The 12660-nt window shown below is 42.3% G+C and carries 12 protein-coding genes; 9 read left to right on the top strand and 3 right to left on the bottom strand.

Translation table 11 applies throughout. The features are described 5' to 3' along the window. Window positions 1-263: 263 nt before the first annotated feature. From CWC16_RS06435 to tolC, 3 genes are all read right to left on the bottom strand, one after another. On the bottom strand, window positions 264-836 hold the full coding sequence (locus CWC16_RS06435) for a toxin co-regulated pilus biosynthesis Q family protein (RefSeq protein WP_138540931.1): 573 nt from the start codon (window positions 834-836) through the stop codon (window positions 264-266). A gap of 38 nt (window positions 837-874) precedes the next feature. After that, window positions 875-1804: an LpxL/LpxP family Kdo(2)-lipid IV(A) lauroyl/palmitoleoyl acyltransferase gene (gene lpxL, locus CWC16_RS06430; RefSeq protein ID WP_138540930.1), complete on the bottom strand. Its 930-nt coding sequence runs from the start codon at window positions 1802-1804 to the stop codon at window positions 875-877. 97 nt (window positions 1805-1901) lie between these two features. After that, window positions 1902-3257 (bottom strand): outer membrane channel protein TolC, encoded by a 1356-nt coding sequence (gene tolC, locus CWC16_RS06425; protein WP_138540929.1) that lies wholly within the window; start codon window positions 3255-3257, stop codon window positions 1902-1904. Between the two features lie 150 nt (window positions 3258-3407). Between tolC and CWC16_RS06420 the strand changes: the two genes are divergently transcribed. From CWC16_RS06420 to rraB, 9 genes are all read left to right on the top strand, one after another. Further along, window positions 3408-4034 (top strand): NUDIX domain-containing protein, encoded by a 627-nt coding sequence (locus tag CWC16_RS06420; RefSeq protein ID WP_138540928.1) that lies wholly within the window; start codon window positions 3408-3410, stop codon window positions 4032-4034. A 26-nt stretch (window positions 4035-4060) separates the two neighbouring features. Continuing rightward, a complete protein-coding gene (locus CWC16_RS06415) occupies window positions 4061-4519 on the top strand; it encodes a DUF1249 domain-containing protein (protein ID WP_055016312.1) in 459 nt (152 codons plus the stop codon). Then, window positions 4506-5291, top strand: a complete 786-nt coding sequence (locus CWC16_RS06410) for a metallophosphoesterase (RefSeq protein WP_138540927.1) — start codon at window positions 4506-4508, stop codon at window positions 5289-5291. The genes CWC16_RS06415 and CWC16_RS06410 overlap by 14 nt, the downstream gene beginning before the upstream one ends. After that, on the top strand, window positions 5276-5845 hold the full coding sequence (locus CWC16_RS06405) for a YqiA/YcfP family alpha/beta fold hydrolase (protein WP_055016314.1): 570 nt from the start codon (window positions 5276-5278) through the stop codon (window positions 5843-5845). Before CWC16_RS06410 ends, CWC16_RS06405 begins: the two co-directional genes overlap by 16 nt. Before the next feature lie 26 nt (window positions 5846-5871). Then, window positions 5872-7761: a DNA topoisomerase IV subunit B gene (parE, locus tag CWC16_RS06400; RefSeq protein WP_138540926.1), complete on the top strand. Its 1890-nt coding sequence runs from the start codon at window positions 5872-5874 to the stop codon at window positions 7759-7761. A 30-nt stretch (window positions 7762-7791) separates the two neighbouring features. Beyond that, window positions 7792-8886 carry a PQQ-dependent sugar dehydrogenase gene (locus CWC16_RS06395; protein WP_138540925.1) on the top strand — a complete coding sequence of 365 codons (1095 nt, stop codon included), beginning with the start codon at window positions 7792-7794 and terminating at the stop codon, window positions 8884-8886. A 10-nt stretch (window positions 8887-8896) separates the two neighbouring features. Beyond that, window positions 8897-11191, top strand: coding sequence for a DNA topoisomerase IV subunit A (parC, locus tag CWC16_RS06390; RefSeq protein WP_138540924.1), 2295 nt, complete (start codon window positions 8897-8899; stop codon window positions 11189-11191). 169 nt (window positions 11192-11360) lie between these two features. Continuing rightward, entirely contained in the window at window positions 11361-12074 is a 714-nt protein-coding gene (locus CWC16_RS06385; RefSeq protein ID WP_138540923.1) for a 1-acylglycerol-3-phosphate O-acyltransferase, read from the top strand. Beyond that, entirely contained in the window at window positions 12074-12409 is a 336-nt protein-coding gene (gene rraB, locus CWC16_RS06380) for a ribonuclease E inhibitor RraB (RefSeq protein ID WP_138540922.1), read from the top strand. Before CWC16_RS06385 ends, rraB begins: the two co-directional genes overlap by 1 nt. Window positions 12410-12660: the final 251 nt, after the last annotated feature.

Raw genomic sequence — 12660 nt, 5'->3', positions numbered from 1 at the left:
CCCTTACCTACATCCATGTAGGCAACAAAGAGTTTATCGCCCCTAGGCAGAACCCGAAGGGCAGCGCATGTTTGGCATTTATGCTGCGTTATGGCCTGTTTATGTGGAATAACCACACTTCATAGGCTCTGTCTTGCCTAAAAACCAAACATGCTGCTGCAAATTCAACCATCAAAGTTCAACACGCCCTCGAAACATAAATACTAAAAACCCAAGCAAAGGCTTGGGTTTTTTATAATTACGAGTTTGCTTTATCTGCGCTGCTAAGTATTTAGCTTTAAACAATTGCTACGCACAAATTCAGAGGGTAGCTCTGTGATTACTGCTGCGCGCTGTTTGTGGCAAAGGTAGGTATACACTTCGTATTCAAAGTCATCATTAATTGCGCGGCCAACTTGATAAAGCGCTGAGGTAAAACTGCTATCAACCCTAAAATGATCTTTTACCACGTAGTCTTTACTTAAATACCAATATAATTGAATACCTTCGCTTTTAGCGTATTGGTTAAGTACGTCTTTTAACGTAGAGCCGTTTTCAAAGCGTCTGGGTGCACTGGTTCCTGTCCAGCTAGCTGGCATAGGATCAACGGTTCTACCGCGCTCTGCTAAAACACGTTCAAGCGTTTGCTCCGGCTTTTTAAGTTGTAGTACAAACTTGTCGCGCTCCCTATCGGATTTAACTTGATTACGGATAGACGAATAAAAGCGAGAAAGCCCTTCGGCGGCTGCGTTCTTACTCTCTTTTATATCAAACAGGGGCCCTGTACCTACTAACACGTAAACTGCTAATAAAATTAACGCAACTGCTAGTATTAAATGCTTAACCCAAAACCACATAACTCATGCTCATTTAGTATCATTATTTATTTATACCACTACTTTTTATAAAAAGAAGGGGTATTTTTATCAGGGCGTGTTTTAAAACGGCGATGTAGCCACATATATTGCTCGGGTGCGGCATTAATTGCTTGTTCAACACGTTGATTTACGCGTATTACATCTGCTCTATCATCGCCGCTTGGGAAGTTTTCAAGCTCAGGTACAATTTCTAAATGGTATTTACCTTGCTCATCTCTGCGGCTAATTAAGCTCATTGTTTCACAGTGCTTGCTTGCTGCAAAAAGTAATGTACCTGTGGTTGTGGCTGTATCTGGCACTGCGTAAAAAGGCACAAATTCACAGCGGTTACGGCCGTAGTCTTGGTCGGGTAGGTAATAACACACCTTTTTATTTTTTAGTGACTTTAACAAGCCTTTTACGTCCTTTCGTCCAATTAAATACTCGTTAGAACGAAGGCGTCCATTGGTCGTAAAGTATTCCATGAGCGCATTATTGTGCGGGCGGTAAAACCCCAGCCCTTGGCATTTGGTGCCCATAACACGACTCGCCATTTCTAAATGCAAAATATGTGGCACTAATAGTAAAACGCCTTTACCTTGTGCCTGTACACGCTCAAAGTGCTCTAAGCCTTTGATAGAGCCATAGGCTTTTTTAACGCGCCATTGCGGCCACCACCAAGCCATGCCCGTTTCAACCATGGCAATACCGGTATTTTCCATATTTTTGAGCACAAGCTGTTGCTGCTCTGCTTCGCTCATATCAGGAAAACACAGCTTTATATTAACCTCGGCAATATGGCGGCGACGCTTCATAAACCTGTGTACCAAGCGCCCAAGCAACTTACCTAAGCTAAGTTGAAACTTTTGTGGCAACCACGAAATCAAATATAAAAAGAAAACGCCAATCCACGTTAGCCAATAGCGAGGGCCTAAAAACGAGGCTTTAAAAGGAGATGAGGTGACCACAAAATACTCTCTAAAATAAAAACGCTAGTTTAACGCTTCACATAATAAAATACAAAAAGCCAGCAATGGCTGGCTTTAAGCGTTACTAATTAACTTATTAGGCTTTTTTTAAACCTTGGTTTATGCTGCGTAAATCGGCACTTGTTAGTGTACCAGCCGCTTGCTTTAAGCGAAGTGTAGATAACACGTAACGATAGCGCACATCAGCTAAATTACGTTTAGCATTATATAGATTTTGTGTGCTTACAAGCACATCAACGATAGTACGGGTGCCTACTTCAAAGCCCGCCTCAGTGGCTTTAAGTGCACTTTGCGCTGATACCACAGCTTGCTCTAAGGCTTTGTAGGTTGCGATGTCTGATACAACTTGGTTGTATGAAGTAATTACGGTACGCGTTACGGCGCGGTAGTTAGTTTCGTAATCTTGACTTGCAGAAACATAAAACGCACGGGCTTGTTTCGTTGCAGCAACCGTTGCGCCACCTGTGTACAGCGGTACACTTAAATTAACCGCAACCGATGTTGAATCGGCACGTGGTTGGTCGTTAAAGCTTAAACCATTTATATTTTGATCAGTTAACGAGTCACCGTAGCTGGCATCAAGTGTTAACTTAGGGTAGTGACCCGCTTTAGCAAGCGTAATTTGATCTTTAGCAATATCAAGTGTCACTTTTGATACTTGTAAGCTGATATTGTTGTTTTCAGCGACTTTCACAAAGTCAGTCGATTTTTTAATCGGTTTTACCGTTGAAAATGTTTCGGTGTTTAAAAAATCAAGCTTTGCATGGTATTTACCGGTGATTTCACGTAGTTGCTCGCGTGCTGTTTCAACAGCATTGCTAGCAATAATTTCTTGCGCTACTGAGTTATCATATTGTGCTTGCGCCTCATGCACGTCTGTAATCGCTGTAAGACCAACTGCATAGCGCTGTTTTGTTTGCTCTAACTGACGTTCTATGGCACGTTTTTCGGCTTGCACAAATTCAAGGTTATCAATGGCGCTTAATACGTTAAAATAGCCCTCAGCCACGCGCACAATTAAGTTTTGTTTGGCGTTATCGTATTGTGCATTGGCTTGCAGTGCTTGTTTTTCGGCAATATCAAGTGTGTTCCAAGCACCTAGGTCAAATAAGGTTTGGCTTAAACTAACACCGCGAGTGAATTGGTCGGTTTCGCTATTAATTTTAACTTGGTCAGCTAAGTTACCAACGCTCTGAAAAGAGGTAGAATCGCTTTTTTCATAGCCCATGCTTACGCCAATTTGCGGCAGTAATGCACTCATTGCTAAGTCGCTTTCGTAAGATTGCGCATCAGCTTGCGCTTTCGCTTTTAAAACAGTGGGATCGTTAGCAGTAGCAATTTCAAAAACTTGCATTAAATCTTCAGCACTTGCTGTAGTTGTGCCTAATGCGCACGACAAACTAACGAGCGCTGCAAGGATGTTCTTTTTCATGTTAGGTTCAGTCCTTAGACAAATTTTGTACTAAAAGCATGGTAACGTGTTTTGACCAATAACTAAAAAAGAAATTGGTAAAACAGTATGTTCAAATGTAACAGAATATATTAACAAACTTTAATCGTTCAAATAAGCGGGATGTATAATATGGCAGATAAAAGCCTGGTGCAATTTACACATAAAGATGTGAGCTTAAAAGCAGTTAAAAGTCTGTATAATGGCTTTTTTAAGGTGGATATGTATGAGTTTGAGCATAGCCTGTTTAATGGTGGTACATCGCAACTTATAAAGCGTGAAATATTAGAGCGGGGCGATGCAATCGCTGTACTGCCTTATGACGTAACTACGCAAAGTGTCCTTTTAATAGAGCAAATACGTATTGGTGCTATTAACAGCAAACACTCGCCCTGGCTGCTAGAATGTATTGCCGGTATGACCGATGGCAGCACCGATTATGAGAGTGTAGTAAAAAAAGAAGCCTATGAAGAGGCTGGGCTTGAGCTTACAGAACTTGAATTTATGCTTTCTTACCTTTCAAGTCCGGGTGGCACCACAGAGCGCTTACATTTATACCTAGCGCGAGCAGATTTAAGCCAAGTACAAAGTGGTGTTTACGGCCTAGAAAGCGAAGGTGAAGATATTAAAACGCATATTTTAACCCTTGATGATGCGCTTTCACGCCTCAATAACGGGGAAATAGATAACGCGGCAACGGTAATCTGTTTACAGTGGTTGGCGTTAAATCGAGAAAAAATAAGAAGTAAGTGGACATAATTTTAACTTTTTAATACGGCGGTACTTTGACAGCACTTTTAGCAACCCAACGATATATTCAGAGCCTCCCAAAGTACATGACACTTTGCGAGCATAATTACGTGCGTCTTTCAAAACTATTACCTAAAGAGCGTAGCGCAAATAGCGTGCGTGAAATTAAATTAGGTCATAGTGAATTTGCCATTATCATTGACGATAGTGCTAAGTACACACTGGATATTTCTATCAAACAGCTAACAGGGATGGTTAAAGGCGTTTCTCCTTTGTATTTAACAGTTAGGCTTTATCAAGATGCAAAAGTGGCTGAAATTATTCATCACGATTACCATCAACGGATAAAACCCTCCTATGGTTATCCAAATCCTAAAATGCACCAAAAAGATGAAAAGTATCAACTTAATGCATTTTTATATGACTGGTTAGTAGCCTGTGTAGAACATGGCCAAGCAGTACTAAATTGGGATATAAACAATGGCTTGGTTTGATGAGCATTATCACTTTAGTACCTCATCGCTGCGTATTGCGCACATAACCGATAGCCATTTATTTGCCGACCCTAATGCAGAGTACTTTAACGTAAACACTGCCGCGCATTTTGCAAAAGCATTAGCGCACATGGCCACACAGTCATTAGATGCGGTTATATTTGGTGGTGATTTAACACAAGATCATAGCTTTGAATCGTATTTATTATTTGCCGAGCTTATTAATAGCGCTGAGTTGACCTGCCCAGTATTTTGGGTACCAGGCAATCATGATGAGATTGCCATGCTTAATCGCATCAGTGGTGGGCAAATAGTGTCAGCTAAACACATTCTCGCACAAGGGTTTGAGCTGTTACTTATCAATTCAAAAGGGCCTACACCTGCAGGGTGGGTATCTAGCGAGCACTTAAATGAAATCACGGAGTGTTTAGCAAGTTCGCAATCGCAACATGCGGTGTTTTGTCATCACAACCCGCTTGCTATTAATGGCTACCTAGATAAACACATGCTCGAAAACGGCCCGCAATTATTAAACGTATTAGTGAATAGTGGTAATGTTGACGCACTATTTCATGGCCATGTACATAATCAATACATGCAAACCTTTAGAGAGTTGAGTATTTATGCAACCCCAGCCAGCTCGGTGCAATTTATAAAAAATAGCCCGCAATGGCGGCAAGAAAACCTCGGCCCCGCTTATCGAATGTTGCATTTAACTAAACAGGACAATGCTTTAACAGTTAAAACGGATGTTGTATGGTTAAACGCGTAATTTATATTCATGGTTTTAATAGTTCTGAAAAATCATATAAAGCTGTGCGCTTTGGCGAGCTTATGGCAAACTATGACGTTGACTATTGTGTACCACGTTTAAATCACGAGCCCTTACAAGCTATTTTACAGCTTGAGCATTTATTAACGCCAGATACGGCGTTACTTGGGAGCTCACTAGGTGGGTTTTATGCCACCTATTTGTCGCAGCGTTATAACCTGCGAGCAGCACTAATAAACCCAGCAGTAGCACCGTTTAACTTATTAGCGCCGCTTATTGGCCACAATTATAATCCGTATCAAGATTATCATTATGAGTTAAATAGCAGCCACATGGATGCATTAAAAGCATTGTATGTGCCTAAATTAACATCGCCCAAACTGCTTTATTTGTTACAGCAAACGGGAGATGAAGTGTTAAATTATCAACACGCAGTAAATTATTTTTCACAATGCAAACAGTTAGTTGAGTTTGGTGGCGATCACAGCTTTGTAGGTTTTGAACGCACCTTAGATAGTATTGTAGAGTTTCTTAAATTACCTAAAACAAATTAGCCTAAGCGCATAAAAAGATAAAAATTATGAGTCAGCAAAATTATAATGCCGAAGCCATTGAGGTTCTCAATGGATTAGAGCCGGTAAAACGCCGCCCAGGTATGTACACCGATACGGTACGTCCGAATCATTTAGGCCAAGAAGTTATTGATAACAGTGTCGATGAAGCCATGGCGGGCCATGCCACTAAAATTGATGTGATCTTACACGAAGATAACTCACTTGAAGTTATAGACGATGGCCGTGGTATGCCGATAGATATTCACCCAGAAGAAGGCATTCCGGGTGTGGAGCTGATTTTTACCAAGCTACATGCAGGTGGTAAATTCTCAAATAAAAACTACCAGTTTTCGGGCGGTTTACATGGCGTAGGTATTTCGGTTGTAAATGCGTTATCTACACGTGTAGAGGTTACCGTAAGACGCGATGCACAACAGTACAGAATGGCCTTTGAAAACGGCGATAAAGTTGAAGACTTAAATGTCATTGGCACTGTGGGTAAGCGCAATACGGGTACAACCGTTCGATTTTGGCCCGATGCGAGTTACTTTGACTCAGCTAACTTTTCAATTACTAAATTAAACCACCTATTAAAAGCTAAAGCGGTTTTATGCCCAGGCTTGCGCATTAAGTTTGTTAATAAGCAAACTAAAGAAACTCAAGAATGGTTTTACGAAACAGGCTTAAAGGATTACTTAATTGAAGCTGTTAAAGGCTTTGAAGTACTGCCAAAAGACCCATTTGTAGGCGAGTTTTCAAGCTCGATTGAAGGAGCCGATTGGGCTGTTGTATGGCAACCTGAAGGCGGCGAGTCAATTGCCGAGAGTTATGTAAACCTTATTCCTACCGCACAAGGTGGTACACACGTAAATGGTTTGCGCCAAGGCTTACTTGAAGCAATGCGCGAATTTTGTGAATTTAGAAACTTATTACCGCGTGGCGTAAAGCTTACCCCTGATGACATTTGGGAGCGCTGTAGCTATGTGTTATCGGTAAAAATGCAAGACCCACAATTTGCTGGCCAAACCAAAGAAAAGCTTTCTTCTCGCTCATGCGCAGCGTTTGTAGCTGGCGTGGTTAAGGATTCTTTTAGCCTATGGTTAAACGAGCACACAGATACCGCTGAACTGCTTGCCGAATTGTGCATTTCAAATGCACAGCGTCGTTTACGTGCAGCAAAAAAAGTGGTGCGTAAACGCGTTACCTCAGGCCCTGCACTGCCTGGTAAGTTGACTGATTGTAGTGCAGCCGATAACGACCGCACAGAACTCTTTTTAGTAGAGGGTGACTCAGCAGGTGGCTCGGCTAAACAAGCGCGCGATCGTGAGTTTCAGGCAATAATGCCACTGCGTGGTAAAATCTTGAATACGTGGGAAGTAGAGTCAGGGCAAATATTAGCCTCGCAAGAGGTGCACGATATTTCGGTGGCGCTGGGTATTGAGCCAGACTCAAGTGATTTAACCGGCCTGCGTTATAATAAAATTTGTATATTGGCCGATGCTGACTCCGATGGTCTGCACATTGCCACTTTATTGTGTGCATTGTTCGTACGTCACTTTCCGCAGCTGGTTAAAGCAGGGCATGTTTATGTAGCGATGCCTCCGTTGTTTAGAATCGATATTGGTAAAGAGGTTTATTACGCCCTCGATGAAGACGAAAAAACAGGTATTTTAGCCCGCATAGAGGCTGAGAAAAAACGCGGCAAGGTTAACGTGCAGCGATTTAAAGGGCTGGGTGAAATGAACCCGCTACAGCTGCGCGAAACCACAATGGATCCAAATACGCGCCGTTTAGTGCAACTTACACTTGATGAAGAAGAGCAAACATTAGAAATGATGGATATGCTACTTGCTAAAAAACGCTCATCAGACAGACGCCAGTGGCTAGAAGATCATGGTAATAAAGCACAAGTTTAATAGGCTTGTGTTTAACACTTGGAGAGGCAAATGAATAAAATACTAGGAAGTTTATTGTTGCTTGGCTTAACAACAGCCCCAGCAATGGCAAAAGACATACTAGACAAACTCACCGTAGCACCTGGGTTTGAGGTAAGCTTATTTGCTGATGATGTTGAAAACGCGCGCCAAATAGCAGTATCAAAAAAAGGCATTGTTTACGCAGGTTCTCGCAAAGCCGGAAATGTATATGCGTTAATTGATCATAACAGCGATGGCGTAGCCGATAAAAAAATGGTGATTGCTGAGGGGCTAAATATGCCCTCTGGGCTAGCAATTAAAGATGGCGATTTATACGTAGGAGAAGTACACCGTATTATTCGTTTTAAAAACGTCGATACACAGCTAAAAGACCCTAAATTTGATGTTGTTTACAACGCATTGCCATCGGATCGTCACCACGGGTGGAAGTTTTTACGTTTTGCGCCCACCGGCGAGCTTATTATTCCGGTTGGTGTACCGTGTAATATATGCGCCGAAGATGAGCGCTACGGACGTATTTTTGCATTAGATGTAGAAACTAAACAAATTAAAACAATAGCCCAAGGGGTACGTAACTCGGTAGGCTTTGATTTTCACCCCAGCACGCAAGCGCTTTGGTTTAGTGATAATGGCCGCGATATGATGGGTGATGACATCCCACCGGATGAAATTAACCGCGTAAGTAAAGAAAACGAGCACTTTGGTTTCCCTTACGTTCACGCCGGTGCCATTTTAGACCCTGAGTTTGGTAAAGGTAAAAACATGAGCGACTATAGTGCGCCAGCGCTTGCACTAGGTGCTCACGTTGCGCCTTTAGGTATTCATTTTTACACCGGCAAACAGTTCCCAGCTAATTACAAAGAGCAGTTATTTGTAGCGGAACACGGCTCGTGGAATCGAACTAAAAAGTCTGGTTATAAAGTGGCTTTAGCCAATGTAGAACAAGGGCGTATTACTAAATACACACCGTTTATTACCGGCTTTATGCATAACGAAACAACATTTGGACGCCCAGTTGCATTTGCACAATTAAATGACGGCAGTCTGCTGATAAGCGACGATTACGCAAACGTGATCTACCGCGTAAGCTATAAGAAAAACTAGGTAAGCTTTAATGAGTGATACAGATACCTTGCTAATGCAAGGAATTGAACAACAAACAATGGGGCGTTTTACCGAAGACGCCTACTTAAATTACTCTATGTACGTAATTATGGACCGTGCATTACCGCATGTTGGTGATGGTTTAAAACCGGTTCAACGTCGTATTATTTATGCTATGAGCGAGCTGGGATTATCGGCCGCGGCTAAATATAAAAAATCGGCTCGTACGGTAGGTGATGTATTAGGTAAATACCACCCGCATGGCGACAGTGCCTGTTACGAGGCTATGGTATTAATGGCACAGCCGTTTTCTTACCGCTACCCGCTGGTGGATGGCCAAGGTAACTGGGGTGCAGCAGATGACCCTAAATCGTTTGCGGCCATGCGTTATACCGAAGCGCGCTTATCAAAGTTCTCTGAGGTATTACTTAAAGAGCTAGGCCAAGGCACCGTTGATTGGACGCCAAACTTTGACGGCACCATGGATGAGCCACTAGTACTTCCTGCACGTTTACCGCATATTTTATTAAATGGCGTAACCGGTATTGCGGTAGGTATGGCAACTGATATTCCGCCACATAATGTGCGCGAAGTGGCCAGTGCATGTTGTTTATTACTTGATAAGCCTAAAACTGAGCTTGATGAATTACTTGAGCTTGTACACGCGCCTGATTACCCAACCGACGCTGAAATAATTACCCCAAAAGCCGATATTCATAAAATATACAAAACCGGCCGAGGCTCAATTAAAATGCGCGCGGTGTATACTGAAGAGCACGGCGATATCGTGATTACTGCGCTGCCACATCAATGTTCTGGGGCTAAGGTGCTTGAGCAAATAGCGGCGCAAATGAATGCTAAAAAGCTGCCAATGGTTGCCGACTTACGTGATGAGTCTGATCACGAAAATCCAACCCGCATCGTGATAGTACCGCGTTCAAACCGCATTAAAGCTGAGCCGTTAATGGCGCACTTATTTGCCACTACCGACCTTGAAAAAAACTACCGTGTAAATTTAAACATGCTAGGCCTTGATGGCCGCCCGCAAGTGAAAGACTTACGCAGTATTTTATCTGAGTGGCTAACGTTTAGACGTGAAACAGTACGTAGGCGTTTACAGCACCGTTTAGATAAGGTGCTGGCGCGGTTGCATATTTTAGAAGGTTTACTCGCTGCCTTTTTAAATATTGACGAAGTGATTGAAATTATACGCACAGAGGATAAACCAAAACCTGTGTTAATGGAGCGCTTTGAGTTAACCGAAATCCAAGCCGAAGCCATTTTAGAATTAAAACTTCGTCATTTAGCAAAACTAGAAGAATTTAAAATACGTGGCGAGCAAGATGAGCTGGCTAAAGAGCGTGATAAGTTAGAGCAAACGCTTGGCTCAGACCGTCGTATGTCAACGCTTCTTAAAAAAGAAATTCAAGAAGCGGCCGACATGTACGGCGACGAACGTCGCTCACCTGTTATTGAGCGCGTAGAAGCTAAAGCACTGAGTGAAAAAGATTTAATTCCTTCAGAGTCGGTAACAGTCGTGCTTTCTGATAAAGGCTGGGCACGTGTTGGTAAAGGCCATGACATTGACGTAGAAGGGCTTAATTACCGTGCTGGCGATGAATACAAAGCCTCCGCTAAGGGGAAGAGTAATCAGCCAGCAGTATTTTTAGACTCTGCGGGGCGTGCATTTGCAACGGATGCGCACAGCTTGCCATCGGCACGGAGCCAAGGTGAGCCCATGACAGGGCGCTTTAACCTCACCACAGGCGCTAATTTTGAGCATGTGGTAATGGGTGAAGATAATCAAGTGCTACTTATGGCGTCGGATGCAGGTTATGGCTTTATAACCGAGTTTAAAGATTTAGTGAGTAAAAATAAAAACGGTAAAGCCTTGGTAAGCGTGCCTAAGGGCGGCATTTTACTATCACCCATAAGAGTGAACGATGTAGCGACCGATTACTGCATGGCTATTTCTAACGAAGGACGAATGCTGTTATTTCCATTGCGCGACTTACCAAAATTGGGTAAAGGTAAAGGCAATAAAATCATCTCTATTCCGGGCGCTAAAGTACAAGCACGTGAAGAGTTTGTAAAAGTACTTGCTGTAGTACCGCAAGGCAGTAGCGTTACACTCCATGCTGGTAAACGAAAGCTAACGCTCAAACCGAGTGACTTGGAGCATTATCATGGCGAGCGTGGACGCAGAGGTAATAAGTTACCTCGAGGCTTACAACGTGTTGATGAAGCTGTTGTCGAGTTTACGCCGGCTGATGAGCAAAGTGATGACACGTTAGCTGAGGAATAAACCCGTAATAGATACCTCTAACGGCCTGCTTTTGCAGGCCGTTTTTGTTTATCCTGTATTTTTCAGCTTACAGCTGTTCGCTATTGTCTCGAGTTCGTCATAAAATCACGTTATAATAGTAAAATATGCGCGGCTTATAGCGCATTGCACACACATTTTGGAGAAAAGTTTGTTAGCTGTTATACGTATTTTAATTATGGTGCTGTTTATATTTTTCAGCTGCGTGTTTGGGTTGTTACTGTCAATTGTGAGGCCGTTTCATCCTAACAATGTGCATGTGATTGCAGGTTGGTTTGCTTCGATGGCTAAAATGCTTGGAGTTAAACTTGTATTAAAACGCCACCCTGATGCAAAAAATATTGGCCCTGCGGTGTATATATCTAACCATCAAAACAATTATGACTTATTTACCGTACCAGCCATGGTGCCTAAAAATTGCGTAAGTTTAGGCAAAAAAAGCTTAAAGTGGATCCCATTTTTTGGGCAGCTTTATTGGTTGTCGGGAAACATATTAATAGATAGAGCAAATCGCTCTAAAGCAGCAGGTACAATTTCAAAAGCCGCTGAAAAAATTAAACAAAATGGTTTATCTGTTTGGGTTTTCCCTGAAGGCACTCGAAGCTATGGTCGTGGTTTGTTGCCATTCAAAACGGGGGCATTTCATACCGCTTTAAGCGCAGATGTACCCATAGTACCGGTATGTATGAGCACAACAGATAAAACTATTAAGCTAAACCGCTGGGATAATGGTACAATTCACATTGAAATGTTAGCGCCTATATCACTTGATAAAGAAGTGAGTGCCCGTGAACAGGCCACTCAAGTGCATAGTATTATGGCAGCTAAAATAACTGAATTAGATGCTCAAGTGAGAGATAAATAATGGAAAACTGGCGTGAAATAAGTGAAGACATCGTAAGTTCACTACTTGAAGATGGCTCTGATCCTGAAATACTTTATGAAGTTGAGCATCATTTTGTATGCGAAGATTTTAGCAAATTAGAGCAAGCTGCGCTGGCTGCTTTTAAATTAGGCTACGATGTTGAAGAGCCGGCAGAGCTTGAGCTAGAAGATGGCAGCAAAATTTGGAGCTTTGATATTGTCGTCGAAGCTGAGCTAGACGTTGAAGTTATAATGGAAGACGTTGATAAACTTGCAGCCCTAGCTGCTGAGTGTGACGTTGAGTACGACGGTTGGGGCACTTACTTTCAAGAGTAAGGCGTTAGCTAGTTGATAAAAGCGAGCATTTATATGCTCGCTTTTTTGTGCACAGAGAAAACATGATTCTTTAAGCTCCTGCCTATTTTATATCAATCCGCATAAGTAAGTGATCTATTTTGAGGATGGAAAAACGTGTTGATAGCAAGGCAAAAAATTCGCTATTTAGTTGTTCTAAATGAGAATTTTTTAACGCAGATAGCGACACGTTTAGCCCCGCAAAATGATTAGATATTATTGCGGATTGGTAT

Origin of the sequence: Pseudoalteromonas sp. S3776 (assembly GCF_005886915.1) — a bacterium.
In the GTDB taxonomy this organism is placed as follows: Bacteria; Pseudomonadota; Gammaproteobacteria; order Enterobacterales; family Alteromonadaceae; genus Pseudoalteromonas.
The sequence above is the reverse complement of the archived record's forward strand: the minus strand, read 5'-3'. Positions and strand labels throughout refer to the sequence as shown.